Annotated in this window: 19 protein-coding genes and 3 pseudogenes; 19 read left to right on the top strand and 3 right to left on the bottom strand. The window is 61.1% G+C overall.

Going from position 1 to position 16,758, the window contains the following annotated elements:
* Positions 1 to 52: 52 nt before the first annotated feature.
* From VUG52_RS16725 to VUG52_RS16650, 16 genes and pseudogenes are all read left to right on the top strand, one after another.
* Positions 53 to 400, top strand: a complete 348-nt coding sequence (locus VUG52_RS16725) for a phage tail tube protein (protein WP_050706316.1) — start codon at positions 53 to 55, stop codon at positions 398 to 400.
* Positions 400 to 714, top strand: coding sequence for a phage tail assembly protein (locus tag VUG52_RS16720; protein WP_050706315.1), 315 nt, complete (start codon positions 400 to 402; stop codon positions 712 to 714). The genes VUG52_RS16725 and VUG52_RS16720 overlap by 1 nt, the downstream gene beginning before the upstream one ends.
* A gap of 129 nt (positions 715 to 843) precedes the next feature.
* Positions 844 to 2,796, top strand: a complete 1,953-nt coding sequence (locus VUG52_RS16715; RefSeq protein ID WP_050706314.1) for a phage tail tape measure protein — start codon at positions 844 to 846, stop codon at positions 2,794 to 2,796.
* A gap of 3 nt (positions 2,797 to 2,799) precedes the next feature.
* A complete protein-coding gene (locus tag VUG52_RS16710) occupies positions 2,800 to 4,071 on the top strand; it encodes a DNA circularization protein (protein WP_052895998.1) in 1,272 nt (423 codons plus the stop codon).
* Positions 4,072 to 4,074: 3 nt separating this feature from the next.
* The gene (locus tag VUG52_RS16705; protein WP_050706312.1) at positions 4,075 to 5,184 is read left to right on the top strand and encodes a phage baseplate assembly protein; all 1,110 of its coding nucleotides are present in this window, start codon (positions 4,075 to 4,077) and stop codon (positions 5,182 to 5,184) included.
* A pseudogene (locus tag VUG52_RS16700) lies at positions 5,181 to 5,699 on the top strand (phage baseplate assembly protein V). The gene VUG52_RS16705 and the pseudogene VUG52_RS16700 overlap by 4 nt, the downstream one beginning before the upstream one ends.
* Positions 5,696 to 6,094, top strand: a complete 399-nt coding sequence (locus VUG52_RS16695) for a phage GP46 family protein (RefSeq protein WP_050706310.1) — start codon at positions 5,696 to 5,698, stop codon at positions 6,092 to 6,094. Before VUG52_RS16700 ends, VUG52_RS16695 begins: the two are co-directional and overlap by 4 nt.
* The gene (locus tag VUG52_RS16690; RefSeq protein ID WP_050706309.1) at positions 6,084 to 7,124 is read left to right on the top strand and encodes a baseplate J/gp47 family protein; all 1,041 of its coding nucleotides are present in this window, start codon (positions 6,084 to 6,086) and stop codon (positions 7,122 to 7,124) included. The genes VUG52_RS16695 and VUG52_RS16690 overlap by 11 nt, the downstream gene beginning before the upstream one ends.
* The gene (locus VUG52_RS16685; RefSeq protein ID WP_050706308.1) at positions 7,115 to 7,714 is read left to right on the top strand and encodes a YmfQ family protein; all 600 of its coding nucleotides are present in this window, start codon (positions 7,115 to 7,117) and stop codon (positions 7,712 to 7,714) included. The genes VUG52_RS16690 and VUG52_RS16685 overlap by 10 nt, the downstream gene beginning before the upstream one ends.
* A 1-nt stretch (position 7,715) precedes the next feature.
* Entirely contained in the window at positions 7,716 to 8,978 is a 1,263-nt protein-coding gene (locus tag VUG52_RS16680; protein ID WP_050706307.1) for a gp53-like domain-containing protein, read from the top strand.
* Complete coding sequence (locus VUG52_RS16675) at positions 8,978 to 9,451, top strand: phage tail assembly chaperone (protein WP_256206011.1); 474 nt, start codon at positions 8,978 to 8,980, stop codon at positions 9,449 to 9,451. Before VUG52_RS16680 ends, VUG52_RS16675 begins: the two co-directional genes overlap by 1 nt.
* Positions 9,452 to 9,566: 115 nt before the next feature.
* Positions 9,567 to 9,863 carry a hypothetical protein gene (locus VUG52_RS16670; RefSeq protein WP_256206010.1) on the top strand — a complete coding sequence of 99 codons (297 nt, stop codon included), beginning with the start codon at positions 9,567 to 9,569 and terminating at the stop codon, positions 9,861 to 9,863.
* 76 nt (positions 9,864 to 9,939) lie between these two features.
* Positions 9,940 to 10,098 carry a hypothetical protein gene (locus VUG52_RS16665; RefSeq protein ID WP_156329648.1) on the top strand — a complete coding sequence of 53 codons (159 nt, stop codon included), beginning with the start codon at positions 9,940 to 9,942 and terminating at the stop codon, positions 10,096 to 10,098.
* A 512-nt stretch (positions 10,099 to 10,610) separates the two neighbouring features.
* Positions 10,611 to 11,042, top strand: coding sequence for a lysozyme (locus VUG52_RS16660; protein WP_050706305.1), 432 nt, complete (start codon positions 10,611 to 10,613; stop codon positions 11,040 to 11,042).
* Complete coding sequence (locus tag VUG52_RS16655) at positions 11,039 to 11,587, top strand: DUF2514 domain-containing protein (RefSeq protein ID WP_050706304.1); 549 nt, start codon at positions 11,039 to 11,041, stop codon at positions 11,585 to 11,587. Before VUG52_RS16660 ends, VUG52_RS16655 begins: the two co-directional genes overlap by 4 nt.
* A complete protein-coding gene (locus VUG52_RS16650; RefSeq protein ID WP_050706303.1) occupies positions 11,571 to 11,759 on the top strand; it encodes a hypothetical protein in 189 nt (62 codons plus the stop codon). The genes VUG52_RS16655 and VUG52_RS16650 overlap by 17 nt, the downstream gene beginning before the upstream one ends.
* 90 nt (positions 11,760 to 11,849) lie before the next feature.
* On the opposite strand, the gene VUG52_RS16645 is transcribed toward VUG52_RS16650, so the two are convergent.
* Positions 11,850 to 12,026 carry a DUF3606 domain-containing protein gene (locus tag VUG52_RS16645; protein ID WP_082337789.1) on the bottom strand — a complete coding sequence of 59 codons (177 nt, stop codon included), beginning with the start codon at positions 12,024 to 12,026 and terminating at the stop codon, positions 11,850 to 11,852.
* A 181-nt stretch (positions 12,027 to 12,207) separates the two neighbouring features.
* On the opposite strand from VUG52_RS16645, the gene VUG52_RS16640 reads away from it, so the two are divergent.
* The 3 genes and pseudogenes from VUG52_RS16640 (at position 12,208) to VUG52_RS16630 (ending at position 14,004) form a co-directional block, all read left to right on the top strand.
* Positions 12,208 to 12,501 (top strand): hypothetical protein, encoded by a 294-nt coding sequence (locus tag VUG52_RS16640; protein WP_050706352.1) that lies wholly within the window; start codon positions 12,208 to 12,210, stop codon positions 12,499 to 12,501.
* 4 nt (positions 12,502 to 12,505) lie between these two features.
* Positions 12,506 to 12,810 (top strand): annotated as a pseudogene (locus VUG52_RS16635) (hypothetical protein).
* Positions 12,811 to 13,761: 951 nt separating this feature from the next.
* Positions 13,762 to 14,004, top strand: coding sequence for a hypothetical protein (locus tag VUG52_RS16630; protein ID WP_331831803.1), 243 nt, complete (start codon positions 13,762 to 13,764; stop codon positions 14,002 to 14,004).
* 1,163 nt (positions 14,005 to 15,167) lie between these two features.
* Here VUG52_RS16630 and VUG52_RS16625 read toward each other — a convergent pair.
* Positions 15,168 to 15,946 (bottom strand): annotated as a pseudogene (locus VUG52_RS16625) (IS5 family transposase); the annotation flags it as partial.
* A gap of 275 nt (positions 15,947 to 16,221) precedes the next feature.
* Complete coding sequence (locus VUG52_RS16620; RefSeq protein WP_331831802.1) at positions 16,222 to 16,524, bottom strand: hypothetical protein; 303 nt, start codon at positions 16,522 to 16,524, stop codon at positions 16,222 to 16,224.
* Positions 16,525 to 16,758: the final 234 nt, after the last annotated feature.

Below are 16,758 nucleotides of genomic sequence, written 5' to 3'. Positions count from 1 at the left end.
GTCCCATCTATCCCAAGCCCGCCGCGTGCGGGCTTTTTCATGAGGGCTTTTTATGGGTCAGAAAGTCGCGGGCACCTGTTACATCAAAGTGGACGGTGCCCAGTTGATTATCACTGGCGGCGTCGAAGCGCCGCTGTCCAAGGTCAAGCGCGAAACCATCACGCCTGGCTATTTCAAAGAAGAAGATCGCGCCCCGTTCCTCAAGGTCGACGCGGTTAAAACCCCGGGCTTCCCGTTCGCCAAGATCGCCGAGGCCACCAACATGACCATTACCGCCGAGTTCAAGGACGGCAGCAGCTATGTGCTGTCCGGCGCCTACACGGTCGATGACGTCAACGTGACCGGCGACGATGGCAAGGTTTCACTCAACTTCGAAGGCGTTTCGGGAGACTGGCAGTAATGACCACCACCATCAAACTTGACACCCCCATCCAGGCTCACGGCGAGCCGCTTACCGAGCTGACCCTGCGCCGCCCTACGACGCGAGAGTGCCGACAAATCGGCCAGTTGCCCTACCGCATCGAGAAGGACGAGTCGGTTGGCCTCAATCTCGATGTGGCTGCCAAGTACATCGTGGTCTGTGCCGGAATTCCCAGCAGTTCGGTTGACCAGTTGGAGGTGATGGACCTCAACACCGTCGCCTGGGCGCTGGCCGGTTTTTTCATGGCATCCCCGAAGAAGAAGGAAGCGAAGGAGGAAGCCTCGGCGGCCTGACACAGCTGGTCTACGACCTCGCCTGGTACTGGAAGCTCAGCCCCGAGCATGTCAAGGACTGGTCGCTGGACGACCTGCTGGAGGGCTACGCCAACGCGAGCCGGATTCAATCACTAGTAGGGGCAGGGGATGGCGGATAAATTCCAGCTCAAGGCGCTGATCACCGGCGTCGACAAGCTTTCGCCGGTGCTGACCGGCGTGCGCAAGAACGTGGCCACGCTGCGCAAGCAGATCAACGCCTCAGGGCTTGGCAAGATCACTTTCGCCGATGCAGTCCAGGGCGGGGCCATGGCGGCCCCGTTCGTGATGGGGGTCAAGGCGGCGATCAACTTCGAAAGCGCCATGGCCGACGTCAAGAAGGTCGTCGACTTCGAAACGCCCGAGCAGTTCCAGGCCATGAGCACCGACGTGCTCGACCTGTCCGAGCGTTTGCCTATGGCGGCTGACGGCATTGCGGCGATTGTCGCGGCCGGCGGTCAGTCGGGTATCGCTCGGGCAGAGCTGAACCAGTTCGCCGAGGACGCGGTGAAGATGGGGGTTGCCTTCGACCAGACCGCCGAGCAATCGGGCGAGATGATGGCGAAGTGGCGGACTGCGTTTCACCTGAACCAGGCCGAGGTTGTCACCCTCGCCGACAAGATCAACTACCTGGGCAATACGGGCGCGGCCAGCACGGCGCAGATCTCCGCCATCGTGACGGCCATTGGCCCGCTGGGCGAGGTGGCCGGGGTCAACGCCGGGCAACTGGCGGCGATGGGCTCGGCCCTGGCCGGGGTGGGTATTGCCCAGGATGTGGCCGCCACGGGCATCAAGAACTTCATGCTGACCCTGACCGCTGGCAATGCAGCGACGAAGTCTCAGCGGGAGGCCTACAAGGCGTTGCGCCTGGATGCCAATGAGATCGCAGAGGGTATGCAGAAGGACAGCGAAGGCACGATCAACAAGGTGCTCAAGACGCTGGCCAAGGTCGAGAAGAGCAAACAGGCGGCGGTACTGACCAATCTGTTCGGCAAGGAGTCGGTGGGGGCCATCGCTCCGTTGCTGACCAGCCTCGACACGCTGCAGAAGAACTTCAAGAACGTCGGTGCCGAAGGCAAGTTCGCCGGTTCCATGGAGGCGGAGTACTCGGCGCGGGCGGCGACCACGGCCAATGCCCTGCAGCTGCTGCAGAACCGGGTGACCCGGCTGGGTATCTCGGTTGGCTCGATCTTGCTGCCGCCGCTCAACGACTTCCTTGCATTCGTTGGCCCGCTGGTGAGTCAGGTTGCCGGTCTGGCGGCTGCTCACCCGGGGCTGATCAAGGGGATCCTTGGCGCAGCCGTGGGCTTCACGGTGTTGCGCCTGGCAACTGCTGGTGCCACGGCAGTGTTGACCCTGATGAACGGGGTCGCGAGCATGAGCCCTATCGGCATGATCGTGCGCGGCATCGCGCTTGCCGCCGGTTTCCTGATTGCCAACTGGGACACCGTGGGGCCGTTCTTCGAGGCACTGTGGGAGCTGATCAAGGCCTACACCGTGCCGGTCTGGGAGTTGTTCAAGCAGTTTGCTGCCTGGACGCCGCTAGGCTTCATCATGAAGAACTGGGAACCCATCGTCGGGTTCTTCAAGGGCATCTGGGACAGGGTGCGTAAGTTCATCGAGCCGATGATGAAGTTCATGGGCATGGATGATGAAGGCAAAGGCGAAGGCATCACCGCCACTATGCAGCGCGCTGCGTATGCGCAGAACGTGAGGAACGGTGAGGCCGTAGGGCAGGGCGATGGTGCGTTGCTGGCCGCCAATGCGGGCCAGCAGGCGGCGGCCCAGCAGCAGGCCATGAGCACCCGGCTCGGCATTCCTGCCACCGCCGACCTGCTCAAGGCTCCGGCCGTGGGCACGGCCAGCCTGTTGCGTGCCCCGGGCGGGCCGGCACCGGGCTCCCTCGTGCAGCAGGCAGCCCAAGGTCAGAAGCAAGGCCTGGAAGGCTCCATTGCGGTGCGCTTCGAAAACGCCCCACCCGGCATGCGGGTGGAGGAAGCCAAGACCAACCAGCCCGGCGTGTCTGTTTCGCAGAACGTCGGCTATCGATCGCTCGCGAGGTGATGCATGGCTGAGCAAACGTGGCGCGATCAGTTGCACCCCGCGTCCTTCCGTGGGGTGGGTTTCTTTGTCGACGCCGATTCAACGCCGGTAGGGCGCCGTGTCCAACTGCACGAATACCCGCAACGGGACAAGCCGCTGGTGGAAGACATGGGCGCGCAGACGCTACGGGTCAAGCTGACCGCCTTCGTCATCGGAGACGATTGCTTCTTCCAGCGCGACAACCTCCTGCACGCGCTGAACCAGCCTGGCCCCGGGGAGTTGGTACACCCTTGGTTCGGACGCATGCAGGTCACCGCCGGCGATGGCTGCGACGTATCGCACGACCGCAAGGCCGGTGGCATGGTGCGCTTCGAGCTGGACTTTATCGAGGCCGGGGAGAAGGGCTATCCGGTGGGTGTACCCAACACCTCGCGACAGCTGGAAGACCAGTCCGAGAGTTGGCTCGACTCGGCGATTGCGCGCTACCGGGCCGCCATGGCCGTGGTCAACCGAGTGCGGATCGCCGCGGTGCAGCTGCAGAACGGTATCGCCGGTGTGCAGATGGCGATTCAGGGTGAGTTCGGGCAGATCGCCGGCGCGATCACATCGGTCAAGGCGCTGGCCGACCTGCTGGCCAACTTCCCCGACAACCTGGCCACAATGGTCGACGCGCAGTTCTCCGGTTTCGGGGATGGCCGCCGGTGGACGGGCGACGAGGATCAGGCGCCCGCGTTTACCGTGTTGGCCGGCCAGGCCAGCAACGCAACAACGGCGGCGGCAGGTCTGACTGCGGCATCGCCGCCTGCTGGTGGCCAAGCCACCGTGGCTGCCGTGGAGGCCGCCCGCGACCTGGTACGTGACGCGCTGCTGGTCAAGGCCGTGCAGATCGCCGCGCAAATGCCGGTGGTGCAGGCACCGGTGACGCTGCCCGGGGTGCCCACGCTTGAGCAGCAGGTGGGAACGCCGATCACGCGTCCCGAGGTGCCCACCACCGACGCCGTGCTGGCATTGCGTGACGCGCTTAGCGATGCGATCTGGCAAGCCGGGCTGACCGCGCCGCCGGCGCATTTCGCCGTGCTGCAGAGCACCCAGAAGAAACTGCGCGCTCATCTGACGAAGGTGGCCATGGCAGGTGTGCGCCTGGTCGATGTCACCCCAAAAGAAAGCCTGCCGGCGGTGGTGCTGGCGTACCGGCTGTATGGCGATGCCACACGCGCCGACGAGATCGTTTCGCGCAACACGGTGAAACACCCCGGCTTCCTGCCGGCGGACACCCTGCGCGTCGCACAGGAGTAACGAATGAACCCATTGAACGCTGTCACGCTGCGCGTGAACGGCATGGATTATGGCGGCTGGAAGAAAGTCCGCATCGGCGCCGGCATCGAGCGCCAAGCCCGGGATTTCAGCCTCGATGTGACGTGGCAGTGGCCCGGCCAGGCCCAAGAAATCCCGATTCGCCAGGGTGACCGCTGCGAAGTGCTGATCGGCGAAGACCTGGTGCTGACCGGCTGGGTCTTCGCCACGCCGGTACGCTACGACGCCCGGCAGGTGACGCGCTCGATCAGCGGCCGCTCACTGACCGCTGACCTGGTGGACTGCTCTGCAGTGAACAAGCCAGGGCAGTGGAAAGGACAGAGCGTGCAGCGGATCGTCACCTCGCTGGCCAGCGACTACAACATCGCGGTGCGCAGCCAGGTGCCGGACACCGGCAAGCTGGCCGACCACACCATCGAGCCTGGGGAAACCACGTTCGAATCCATCGACCGCCTGCTGACGCTCTCGCGCCTGCTGTCCACCGATGACCCACGCGGTCGGCTGGTGATCATCAAGCCGGGCAGCGCCGGCCATGCCGTCGACAGTCTGGTGCTGGGCGAAAACCTGCTGAGCGGTGAAGCGGATCTGGATTTCTCGGGGGTGTTCTCCGAGTACCGGGTTACCGGGCAGCGCTCCGGCGCCGATGGCGAGCGCGCCGAGCAGGCAAGCGAGGTGAAGGCCGCCGTCACCGATCCCCGAGCGGCGCGCAGGCGGGTGTTGCTGATCCATGAAAGCGGGCAGATGACGCCGGAACTGGCCAGTGCGCGGGCGAACTGGGAGCGCGGCAACCGAATGGGGAAGGCGCTGACCCTCAAGTACCAGGTGCAAGGCTGGCGGCAGTCCAACGGTGCGCTGTGGCTGCCGAACATGCTGGTGCGCATCGTAGACCCGGTGCTTGGGATCGACCGCGACATGTTGATCAGTGAGATCGAGTACAGCTTGGACGCCGGCACGATCTGCAACATCACCGTCGGCCCGCCCGATGGCTTCGACCCCGAGCCGAAAGACCCGCACAAGGCACGCAAGCTCAAGAAGGGCGGCAAGGCCGACAACTTCGAGTACCTGATCCCCGCTGACTGGAAGCCCGCGCCATGAACCCTTTGAGACAGATCCGCAATCTGGTGACCCGTGGCGTTGTCTCCTTGGTCAACGCCGGCAGCCAGATGCAGACCCTGCAGATGCGGCTGCACGCCGACGAGGTGAAAGACGGCATGGAGCACTTCGAACCCTACGGGTTCAGCGCTCACCCCCATCCTGGCGCCGAAGGCCTGTCGCTGTTCTTCAACGGCGACCGCTCCCACGGCGTGGTCATCTGCGTCGCCGACCGTCAGTTCCGGATCGCCGAGCTGCAGGCCGGGGAGGTGGCCATCTACACCGACTAAAAGGACACGTTGGTCTTCAAGCGCGGCAACGTGGTGGAGCTGACAACCCGGACCTTCAAGATCAATGCGGCAACGGCGGTCGAGATCGACAGCCCCGAGATCCGTACCACCGGCCGCATCGTGTCGGCCGGCGACCAGATCGCCGGCTCAATCAGCCAGATCAACCACCTGCACGGCGGTGTTGCCGTGGGCGACAAGCTGACGGCCAAGCCCGAGGGGGCAGCATGACGCTGCTCGATGACGCCTCCGAAAGCGCCTGGCGGCGGGCAGCGGTGATCAGCCTGCTGACCTGGCGCCGCGCCGAGGCTGACGACGTGCTCGATGACAACGAGCGCCACGGCTGGTGGGGTGACAGTTTCCCCAGCGTGGCGAATGACCGCATTGGTTCGCGGCTGTGGCAGTTGCGCCGGCGCACCTTGACCGACGCCACGCTGCGAGACGCAGAAACCTTCGCCCGCGAGTCACTGGCCTGGATGCTGGACGATGGCCGCGTCTCCGACGTGGCTGTGGCCGTTACCCGGGGCATCGACCGACTCGACCTTGCCGTCGTCATCAGCCTACGCGATGGCGGGCAGGTGGACCTGAAACTCGACAATCTATGGCAGGTGATACATGCCGTTTGATATTCCAAACCTGCCCGAGCTGATCAGCCGCGAGCAAGCGGCGCTGGCGGGCTCCACGGCGCTGCAGCGCAGCGATGCCGAGGTGCTGGCTCGGGTGTTGGCGGCTGCGTCCTACGGGCGATACGGCCAACAGAAATACATTGCTGACCAGATCCTGCCGGACACGGCTGACGAAGACACCCTGCGCCGGATGGCGGCGGCCCGCCTCAAGCGTGATCGGTTGCCGGCGGTATCCGCCACCGGTAGCGCAGCCTTCACGGGCGCGCCCGGAGCCGTGATCGATGCCGGGGTGCTACTGCAGCGCGACGATGGCCTGTTATTTCGAGTAGTGATCGGCGGCACCCTGGCCGCTGCCGGCGTCGCGCTGGAAGTCGCAGCGGTCGAACCAGGCCAACTCGGTAACACCCCGCCGGGCGTCACGCTGAGGCTGGTTTCGCCGGTGCTCGGCGTCAACGACGTGGCCAAGGTTGCAGCCCCTGGCTTGGGTGGCGGTACCGAGCAGGAGAGCATCGAGGCGCTGCGCGCTCGGGTGATTCGCTCGTACCGCGTCATTCCGCACGGTGGCAGTCAAAGCGATTACGAGACCTGGGCGCTGGAAGTGCCGGGCGTGACGCGGGCCTGGATCGTTCGACGCTGGATGGGGCCGGGCACGGTGGGCGTGTTCTTTGTGCGTGACAACGACATCGACCCGATTCCCACGCCCGAAGCCTGCGCCGTGGTGCAGGAGTACATCGAGCAGGAACGCCCGGTGACGGCAGAGGTATACGTGCTGCCTCCGGTTGAGAAGCCGGTGCAGTACGAAATCAAGGTGAGCCCCGACAGTTCTGCAGTGCGCCGCGCCGTGGAGGCCGAGCTCGTGGAGCTGCATCAGCGCGAATCCGGTTTGGGAGCCGAGCTGCTGCTCTCGCATGTCCGGGAGGCGATCAGTGGGGCGGCAGGTGAGCGCGACCACCAGGTACTGAGCCCGGCGGGCAACGTCCAGGCGGCACCGAATGAGCTGCTCACCTATGGGGGTGTGTTATGGCGTTGAGAACCACCGCCGACTACCACGCGCAGCTGCGCAGCCTGTTGCCGCCAGGGCCTGCCTGGGATCTGGAGTTCAATCGCGGGATTGACCAGCTGCTGCTGGCCGGTGCCGAGCTGCTCGCGGTCGAGGACGTGCGTGCCCAGGACCTGCTGGCCGAATCGAATCCCGACACCGTGCGCGAACTGGTGCCTGACTGGGAGCGGGTGATGTTCCTGCCGGACCCATGCATGGGCGAGGCTCCCAAGTTCGAGGATCGTCAGCTTGCTGTGCGCCGTCGCCTGACAGAGGTGGGGGGCCAGTCGCGGGCCTACTTCGTAGAGCTGGCCATCACCCAGGGGTATCCGAATGCCCAGGTAATCGAACACCGGGCGCCGCGCTTTGGGCGCTCGCGTTTCGGCTCGGCCCGCTTTGGCACCTGGGCAGCTCAATTCATGTGGACGCTGGACACTGGGCCGCGTCGCCGACTCGGGCGTCGCTTCGGTGCTGCCTACTTCGGCGAAACGTTCGGGGGCAATCCCAGCGGCGCCTTGGAGTGCGCATTAAGACGCAGCGCCCCGGCGCATGCGATTGAATTTATCAAGTACGGGGAATGACATGGATTATCCAAAGAGCACACCAGGCGCCGGCCTGGTGGACGGGCGCTTTGTGGACGAAAACACCACCACCGGCCAGCCTGGATCGTTGATCCCGGCATCTTGGGGCAACGGCGTTACTGAAGAGCTGGTGAACGTCATCAAGGCTGCAGGCCTCGAACCCGATGAGGCGTCACATGACCAGCTGTTGCGGTCGATTCGCAGCATGCTGTCGGGAGATTTCAAGCGAGCGGTGCGGGTGGCGACCACGGCCGCCATCGGCCTGGATGGCCTGCAGGTGATCGACGGTGTGCAGCTCGCAGCCGGTGATCGCGTTCTGGTGAAGGATCAGCCCAGCAAGGCCTTGAACGGCATCTGGCTCGCGCAAGCCAATGCGTGGCGACGCGCCGATGACTTCAGCGGTGGTGGCGATGTCGGCGGCGGTCTGGTCGTGGCGGTGGCCGCAGGCACCACCTATGGTCCCTCGGTTTGGCAGTTGGCCACGCCTGGTCCTATAACGGTGGGAGTCACTGAGCTGACGTTTACCCTGGCCTTCGGTCGCGTGGTCGCCGCTGGTTCGTATGCCAAGGTGACTGTTGATTCGGCAGGCCGCGTGGTGGGAGGGAGTTCCGACCTGGGCGGGGTAACCGGTGTACCGGGGGTTGTGGCCGGAGCGATGGCAGATATCACGGATACCCGCTTCTTGGCGGCAGCGGATGCCACGACGGATAAGCCGGTTGGTATCAGCTACGCCGGTGGCATGTCCATTAAGTACCCGGACGGGAAGATGGCCATCCAGTTCCTGGGGGCCGTCACGCATGATCACTTTTGCGTTCGCCGGGTAGAGACCAACGGAACCGGGCAATGGCGAGCGCTGTTCCATAGCGGAAACTTCGACCCCTCCAGCAAGGCCGACGTGGCCAATGTCTACACCAGGGCCGACACCAACTACCTGATTAACCAGGCCGTCGAAGCGTTGTTACCCCGTCGTAACTTTGGTGCACCGGACTTCATTCGCATTCCTGACCGCACTGGCGGCTTGCTTCTGGTGATGGGGACGACGCTGGTCGCGCCGGAGTCGTCGGTCGACGTCACGCTGCCTATCACCTTCAACATGGGCAGAGGTGCCCTCGCTACTGTGGCGGCCGGTACGGCCAACAACCAGGGCAACTACAGCGCCTATGCGACGCTTGCGTCGAATTCAACGTTGCGTCTCACGCAAGACGTGTCGACCACCACCGGGGCGGCAAATCAATACATCAGCTGGATGGCTTGGGGATACTGATGACTGGACATGAAGACGATTTGACTTCGGGGCCGATGGAACCGGTGTGGTTCTACAGTTTCGAACTCGCGGGGTGGTTCTCTCCGTCCTACAACCTGACCATGCCCGCCGACGCCCTGGAGGTGAGCACCGAGCATCGAGCGAAGTTGTGCGCTGGCACCGAGGAAGGGCAAGTGATCGTGCCCGGCGCTGATGGCGAGCCAGAGCTAGCGGAACCGCCGCCGCCGTCCAATGAGGTGCTGGCCGAGCGTGAGCGCCGGTGGCGTGATCAGCAGTTGCTGCAGACCGACTCAATCGTGACGCGCCATCGCGACGAGCTGGAGTTTGAAGCGAGCACCACGCTGACCTCCGAGCAGTACCGCGAACTTCAGTTGTTCCGCAGCGCGCTACGCAAGTGGCCGGAATCCTCGACATTTCCTGACTTGCCGGGGCGTCCGACGCCACCGGAATGGCTTGCCGCTCTCAGCCAATGAGCGTTCTATGACCAACAAATTACAAAAGTGGGAGTTAGTTCAATGATACTGACAGGCGGGCTAGAGGGCATGACGTTGATGTGCCTTACTTAGATCTCATCCATTGGAGATCGAAATGAGAACGAGAGGTTCCACCTATTGGGATTGGGCGGATGCCCAGCTTCACTGCCGAACGCACACCGAGATACTTGATTCTGGAACGACCATTGATGTGCAGGTTCGTCTTTCCCGGGTTGGCGCCACTCAAATGTTCATCGGACTTTATGGCCAGGATGGCGATGTATTGCACGAAGAGGCCTATGAGACCAGGCCTGGCCAGTCGATGACCACGGCGATGCTGTGGGGTGTAGCTCGGGCCAGAGAAATAGCCGACAGCGCCTCGGCGCCCGTCCAGGCGACCGGTGGGACATAAACAAAACGAACGGCTGTGGAGTAGCGAATCTCGAATGAACTGTGGTACCCCGCAATTCCTTCCGAGGTATGCAGCTATGAGCACAGATCCAAGAGAGCAGGGCGGCAGAGACCCAGATGATCCGACTCAACCGGACTCGGTGGAAGACGATCCGCTCATGGACGAAGAGGAAGAAGATGAAGGGATGGGGCAGCAGCGCGAGAATCCAGATCAGGTAGACGTTCCGCGAGAGTGATACTCAGAAGGTGTCCTAAGCCCAGCCATGCGCTGGGCTTTTTACATCCGACGCTCACCCTTGACTGCGGCGCTTCCCGGCGTGGTGCACCCCTAGTGCGCTGGCGAGCAAAATCTGCATGAGGCGGGCGCTCTCCAGTTCCTCGACGCGGGCAATGGCCTCAGCCCGATCCCGGGCGCGGATCGCATCTACAGCTTCCGCCCAGTGCTCCAGCGCCTCAGCAAATCTCCGCTTCTCATCCGCGGGCATCTTCGCACCCTTCATGTGAGTGGTTTGAAGGGGTAAGGGTAGACCAAGTGGGGAGGAGAGCATGGAGCGCTTGTCGGCGAGGAGCAAACGAAAAGCCCGGCACTAGCCCCTAGTGGTTGTGCTACCGGGGCCTGGTCCGCAAATGGCAGGACGGTACCGAGGGTGACCGGCAGGCTGATCATCGGCCAACCCGCCCGGCATAGCCGGACCGCAACATCACCGAACCGCCTATGGGGCGGTATTTTTTTGTCTGGAGAAAACCCATGCGTACATCGCAACGCGGCTTGAGCCTCATTAAATCGTTCGAGGGCCTGCGTCTGCAGGCCTATCAGGATGCCGTCGGCGTCTGGACCATCGGCTATGGCACCACCCGGGGCGTGAAGTCCGGGATGTCGATCAGCAAGGAGCAGGCCGAACGCATGCTGCTGAACGACGTCCAGCGCTTCGAGCCGGAGGTGCAGCGCGCCGTGACGGCGCCGTTGAGCCAGAACCAGTGGGACGCCCTGATCAGCTTCACTTACAACTTGGGCGCGGCGAACCTCAAGTCGTCGACGCTGCGGCGCCTGCTCAATGCCGGGGAGTATGCCGCCGCCGCTGAGCAGTTCCCGCGGTGGAACAAGGCGGGGGGCAAGGTTCTGCCGGGCCTGGTCCGCCGCCGCGCCGCTGAGCGCGATCTGTTCCTGGAGGCTGCGTGAGCGGCTGGGGCGTTCGAGTGATCGCGCTGCTGGCCGTGGTCGGGTCGTACTGGCTCGTCTACCAGCACGGGCGATCGGTGGAGCGCGCCGAGGCTGTCGCGGCATCTGCACAGCGGGACAGCGGTGATCGCCTGGCCGAGGTGCTGGGCGAGCGCGGCGCCCGGGAGGAGGAACAGCGCCGCACTGCGGCACATGAAGAGGTGAGGGCGCATGCTCAGGAACAAAGAACGATCGCTGAAACCGGTGCTGCTGGGGCTGATGCTGCTGGCCAGCGGCTGCGCGACGAAGCCGGAAAGCTCGCTGCCACCGTCGGTTGTGCCGGCCAAGATCCCGCCATTGCCGCTCGAGGCGAGACAGCCCGCCGCGCCGCCATGGTGCTCTCCGAACTGCTCGACAGGTCTGTCGAAACGAATCGAGAGCTGGCGGCAGCTTATGATAGAACCCGAGTAGCGAGCCTTGCCTGTGAGGCGTCCTATAATGCCTTGGTCAAGCCAACAGGACAGAGCCGTGAAGCGAACCATCGAGGGGATGATAGAGGCGGGTGAGCCGTTGATACGCGAGGCAATTGAGGCCCTGCGCACGTACCACAATGCTCAGGCCGCCGAAGTCTCGGCAGAGGAGGTAGAGCGCCTTCGGGTAATCGCTGAGTCTGCTTTCCAAGCTGTGACCGAATACCAGCTCTATGCGCTGGGGCACCAACCGCTGACCCGTCACTGACTCGCCGAGGCAGACTTGTTTTTCGCAGTAACCACAAAGCAGAGCGAAGCGCGACCGATACCACGCTCGCGCTCTGACTCACCCGCAGCCTTATTTGCCAAGCTTCTTTTGCACAGCGTCGGCGCTGCTACCTACGGCCTTCACAGCATCGGATAACTGCTGCTTGGTGACGCCAAACTTTTTGGTCCAATACTGGACTTCCCAGTCTTCGCTCAGATTGATCCGAGAGCGGTCCTGTGGCCCGCGGTTCGACAGATCATCAGCCATGCTCATGTCCTCTAGTTTCGCTTGGTCCATCCAAGCCCAGCTCAATATAGACGACTCGCAGAGCAGTGCATTGGAGCAGCCCACCCTTTCCTAGTCATGCAGGACCGCCCGCCGGATGGTACTGGCCAGGCCATTCGTTCGGATGCTCAAATACTGTATGCATATACAGTCATGGTGTCGCATGTACTTTCTCCTTGTTCGCCGCCGAGAGCGTGGTGTCGTCATCCCCAACGATCAGCTCAAGAGGATCAAGCCGCTGCGCGCAGACGTGCACATTGAGTACGGGCACAGCAAGGTGCTTGGGCGTCCATGCATTGAAGCCTGGGTTTTCAATCCAAGTCCGAGCGGGGACATCATTCCTCGTTTGCACGATGCCTGCGTCAACGGCATGGCACAGCTCGGTATGAACATCACTGGCTTCGAAGAGGTTGACGGCGTTCTGTATTCACAGTCTTGGTGGTGTCGTGTTGAGTAGCCTGATGGGGATCCCTCAGCCCTGGCTAGATGAGCTGAGTGACCAGTCAGCCTTAGTCACAGATCCGGATGGGCGCGCCGCCGTGCTGGAGGAAATGGCCTATGCCGCCTGCCGGCGCCACGAGATCGATCCCAGTGTACTTTCTGACATGCTTGAGCTCGCCGAAGCGGCCAGGGTGTGGGCGCTACTGGAGCGCGAATAGGTCTTCATTTTGGCTGGAAAAGGTGGGCGGTTGAGGGGGCGGACGAGCCAGAACGGATCGTGGTCGGCAGAACGCCGTGGAGGGGTGAAAATCGGTTCCAAAACTGAAATTGTGGCCCTTCTTCTATGCGGCCTGTAGCCGAGCCATCTCTTCTTAGTTTTGGAACCGATTATTGCGTTGACGCCTTGATAAATGGGCGCTTATGGTGCGGTCTTGAAAACCGTCGATGGGCAACTATCCTAGAGTTCGAATCTCTACGCTTCCGCCATATTTGAAGCCCTGACATTGTCAGGGCTTTTGCGTTTCTGGGGTTGGGAGTTGTCCGGGAGGGCGTTCTTGGAGGGGCGGGCGAGGGGCGTTTGATCGCATGTGGGCGGGCAGGGGCCTGGCGATAGCCTTGCAGTGTTCTCGAGATCGAGCGCCGCCCGCGCGGCGCATCGCGGGACAAGCCCGCTCCCACATCTATTTCGGGCCAATCACTCCTGTGTCATTGCCTGGTCCGCCCTGTTTGCACAACGCTGTTTGCGCGTGGTCGCTGCAGCCGTCTGTCCTGACTTGAGGCATGCACCAAGGCGTACAGCCGCGGCGGCACAGGCATAACTGGCCCGAAACAGATGTGGGAGCGGGCTTGCCCCGCGATGCGCTGCGCGAGCGGCGCTCGATCTCATAGGCGCTGCATCCCTCTCGGCGAACACCTCGAAAGGCTGACCCTTGGCTTGGCTAAGTCGCGCTGCCAGCCGGATGTGATTAAATGGATCCTCAATCAGGAGGACCGAAATGAGCAAGACAGCCAGGCCCCCATTCACCTACGCAGCCATCCCATTGCTATCCACCGGAGCTGGCTTCGCAGCAGCTGGCGCAATGGGGCGGCCTGCTTTTGGGTATAGCGGAGCAGCGATGATGGTTAGCGGAGCTGTCCTGCTGATTATTGGTTTCAGGAGCAGTCGCCGTAAGGCTTAAGCGTTAATTTTTACGGTAACTCACCCACAGGCTGCATGTGATGCCTGTCGCATTGCCGCCGCAGCGAGTCAATACGTGGCATTGGAGATGGATGCCCTATGAAAGTCCGTGAACTGATCGAACAATTGCAGAAGCTTGACCCAGCCCTTGATATCTTGGTGACCACCGAAGATCCGGACGTTGTGAATCAGGGATATCTGGTGCGGCCATTTGAGATTTACGACGTTTCAGCTTTCAACGTTGAGTTAAGTCGCGACACGCTGAGACGACCTCAGATCGCCTATGCTTCAGAGGGCGAAGGGCGGACATGCGCGATCATTGAAGTCACCTCCAACGTCTGACGGTGTGCTTCACCCTTTGCGTTTGCGTTGTTTTTGAGGCTACCGCGCTCCAGCATTGAAAGCATAGCGTCGGTATGCATCTTTTGAGTGGTTGAGTAGAAAATACATCGGTCCAAGAGAAGCCTTTTCATGCTCTGTACCGAGAGAAGGTGCTCCGGCTTGACTTGAAGAACTTCCACTTGATTGTTATGCGTGCAGGTCACCTCGATGGTGTAGTGCTCGATATTATCGGCGTCGCGTTTGTAGTGACCGAGGCACTTGAAGTTGATAGATGGATCGGACATCTTGCACTCCCTCGACAGTCGTTGGGGTAAGCATACACAAGCTCACACCTGAGTTTTCGTTATCAGTTTACCCAGCCTTTCCCAAACGCGTGGTCCTTTGATTTTCCCCGCCGAGCCTCCGGGCTAAACATGTCGAATTTTCTGTGCCTATGCCCCGCGCCACATAGGCCTCAGGTGTGGGCTTGGAGACCCGTGCAGGGGGTACAGGTCTGCAGACTCAAGTGGCATCGTTTCTTTAAGTTGCTTATCGTCGTGTAATTGGCCTGGCAGGCTTGGCGCTTGCCGATACCGCGCTGCTATATAGCGGTAGTGAATAAAAATGGGGAGATATTTTCGGTATTTTGTTACGGTCTCCTTGCTATGAGTCTGTCTGGGTGCCTAATGGGTGTCGCGCTGAGTTGGTTTCGATGTGATGCGTATGGCGGCTGGGGGTTAATTAAGTAGGGTGTTGTAAATAAGCTTAATAGCGAATGAGTATTTCACATGGCTTTCTGTGGGCTAGCATCTAGCTTGTCATGTACTTACTGGCGAGGTGTTTGCTGTGAAAGTTTTTATTGCCATTTTCATGGTTGTCCTAAGCTCAGTGTCTGTCGCTTCTGAGACGGAAAAGCCGATAAATGGAAGTGGGCTGCGGGACGCCTACAGACAGCAGTCTATGCTACTGACTGAAAAGGAAAAAAATAAGCAGATTCTGGCAGAAAAGTGCTCAGGCATAGGGGATCTTTGCGGCGTCGAAGGTTATACCTGCTGCTCTGGTTTGGTATGTGAGGATACAGGAAGTTACGGGAAAAGCTGCGGATATAAAAAATAGGTGACTAGTGAACCTCTGGTTTGCTTTTTGAGTTAGGCACTGTACGAAAAGTAATGTCGTAAACACCGCCGCTAGCCTGCAATAGCGTGTACCTAGGCGGCGGTGCTCCTTCAACCAACCAAATAGCCGTTCGATAGCATTCCGCTGCCGACACTTGGGCTAGTCAAACAGGCGCGGTAAGCCCGGCTTCGGCTTGCGCTTCATGTCACGCAGCGGAATCACCGGCTGCATCCGATAGCGGTCGCAGTATTGCCGCAAGGATTCTGCGTCATAGCCTTTGTCGGCCAGGAGCCAGCGGCAGCGCTTGCGCGGCCTACCTCGGTTCGAGGAGATGTGGACACCGTCCAGTAGTCGCTGAGCATGGAGATGTCGCTGGCGTTACCACCTGAGAGCGTGAAGTGGAGTGGGATGCCATGGGCGTCACTGACCATGTGAATTTTCGTCGTCAACCCACCCCGGCTTCGTCCAAGTGCGTGGACCGTTGGTTCTTCAGCCCCCCTTTTTTGCCTGCTCCGGCAGAGGCACGGGTGGCCCTCACGGCGGTTGAGTCGATGCACCAGGTGGTCAAGTCAATCTGGCCCTGTGCATTGAGTTTGAGGTGTAACCGCTTGAGCATCTTGTTGAAGGTTCCTTGGTTTCGCCAGTCTCGAAATCGTTGATAGACCGTCGACCAAGGCCCGAATCGTTCAGGCATGTCCCGCCAGGTTGCACCGGAGCACAGCACCCACAACACGCCGTTGAGCATCAAGCGATCATCGACTCTCGGGCGTCCTGTACGTCGATGTGCGGTGAAGAGGTCCGCGACTATTTCCCATTCTGCGTCGGAAAGTTCGTATCGCTTGGACATGGCAGAATCCTTCGCCTAAAAAGCGAGAACTCTACGGAAAATCAGGCTTCCAGAGGCTCTGGTGAGGTTTCAAAGGTTTTCATACAGAACCTAGGTGCTGGGATCTACTACTGTGAGCGTGACAGGATTAAGATTATCTGTGGGACAGTTGGCGGAATTCCGGTTGTCTATCCTGCGCAATCCGCAAAACTCGGAGATATTACTGATGAGAGATCTAGGTGTCACCGGGATCCGTCCCGATGACCTTTTCACATTAAAACTTCAACAGCAGCGTATTATATTGGCTCTGCAATAAACTCTTTCATTTGCATAAGACTGCCTGCTCCTTGCCGGATCGTACACTTAACAGATACACCCCTATCGCTGGAGTGCTGCTGCATCGTATCTATGTACGCTAGGATCATTGCTGCGGCGATCGCCCCAAAAGGCGGGACGAGCGGAGTCATAGCAGCCAGGATGGCCGCTGCAGTCACAGGATTGCTCAACCCCTCTACCTCCGCCGAGTTGAGAGTGAAGTAAATGTCGCAGTCGAGGTCTATACCGCGAACCTCGGGTGGGCCGAATTTGGTAATGTCCACGTTATCGCTCCAATTGGAATAAGTAGAGCGCAAGAACTCCACCTTCCTGGCTCTTTGCACCGTGTGTGAGCACCTACTAATGCTTCGATGATCCCCATCGTCGTTGTAGCTGCCTGCGTTAAATTTTAGCGCGTGTTCAAATATCTATAGGCGCTAAGACGCTCGTATTTGGGGCGGTGGTTGACTGCCTAAAGCACCTGTACGCCTGTGGCGCACGCGCCGCCGAGGCCGGCG

Source organism: Pseudomonas sp. LH21, assembly GCF_036549575.1.
Classification (GTDB): Bacteria; Pseudomonadota; Gammaproteobacteria; order Pseudomonadales; family Pseudomonadaceae; genus Aquipseudomonas; species Aquipseudomonas peradeniyensis.
Note: the sequence above shows the minus strand (reverse complement) of the source record. Positions and strands in the feature narration are given on the sequence as shown.

What these genes read in the sequence shown, in the direction of transcription:
- VUG52_RS16725 (WP_050706316.1), top strand. Translation starts at nt 53, where the DNA reads ATGGGTCAGAAAGTCGCGGGCACCTGTTACATCAAAGTGGACGGTGCC.
- VUG52_RS16720 (WP_050706315.1), top strand. Translation starts at nt 400, where the DNA reads ATGACCACCACCATCAAACTTGACACCCCCATCCAGGCTCACGGCGAG.
- VUG52_RS16715 (WP_050706314.1), top strand. Translation starts at nt 844, where the DNA reads ATGGCGGATAAATTCCAGCTCAAGGCGCTGATCACCGGCGTCGACAAG.
- VUG52_RS16710 (WP_052895998.1), top strand. Translation starts at nt 2,800, where the DNA reads ATGGCTGAGCAAACGTGGCGCGATCAGTTGCACCCCGCGTCCTTCCGT.
- VUG52_RS16705 (WP_050706312.1), top strand. Translation starts at nt 4,075, where the DNA reads ATGAACCCATTGAACGCTGTCACGCTGCGCGTGAACGGCATGGATTAT.
- VUG52_RS16695 (WP_050706310.1), top strand. Translation starts at nt 5,696, where the DNA reads ATGACGCTGCTCGATGACGCCTCCGAAAGCGCCTGGCGGCGGGCAGCG.
- VUG52_RS16690 (WP_050706309.1), top strand. Translation starts at nt 6,084, where the DNA reads ATGCCGTTTGATATTCCAAACCTGCCCGAGCTGATCAGCCGCGAGCAA.
- VUG52_RS16685 (WP_050706308.1), top strand. Translation starts at nt 7,115, where the DNA reads ATGGCGTTGAGAACCACCGCCGACTACCACGCGCAGCTGCGCAGCCTG.
- VUG52_RS16680 (WP_050706307.1), top strand. Translation starts at nt 7,716, where the DNA reads ATGGATTATCCAAAGAGCACACCAGGCGCCGGCCTGGTGGACGGGCGC.
- VUG52_RS16675 (WP_256206011.1), top strand. Translation starts at nt 8,978, where the DNA reads ATGACTGGACATGAAGACGATTTGACTTCGGGGCCGATGGAACCGGTG.
- VUG52_RS16670 (WP_256206010.1), top strand. Translation starts at nt 9,567, where the DNA reads ATGAGAACGAGAGGTTCCACCTATTGGGATTGGGCGGATGCCCAGCTT.
- VUG52_RS16665 (WP_156329648.1), top strand. Translation starts at nt 9,940, where the DNA reads ATGAGCACAGATCCAAGAGAGCAGGGCGGCAGAGACCCAGATGATCCG.
- VUG52_RS16660 (WP_050706305.1), top strand. Translation starts at nt 10,611, where the DNA reads ATGCGTACATCGCAACGCGGCTTGAGCCTCATTAAATCGTTCGAGGGC.
- VUG52_RS16650 (WP_050706303.1), top strand. Translation starts at nt 11,571, where the DNA reads ATGATAGAGGCGGGTGAGCCGTTGATACGCGAGGCAATTGAGGCCCTG.
- VUG52_RS16645 (WP_082337789.1), bottom strand. Translation starts at nt 12,026, where the DNA reads ATGGCTGATGATCTGTCGAACCGCGGGCCACAGGACCGCTCTCGGATC.
- VUG52_RS16640 (WP_050706352.1), top strand. Translation starts at nt 12,208, where the DNA reads ATGTACTTTCTCCTTGTTCGCCGCCGAGAGCGTGGTGTCGTCATCCCC.
- VUG52_RS16630 (WP_331831803.1), top strand. Translation starts at nt 13,762, where the DNA reads ATGAAAGTCCGTGAACTGATCGAACAATTGCAGAAGCTTGACCCAGCC.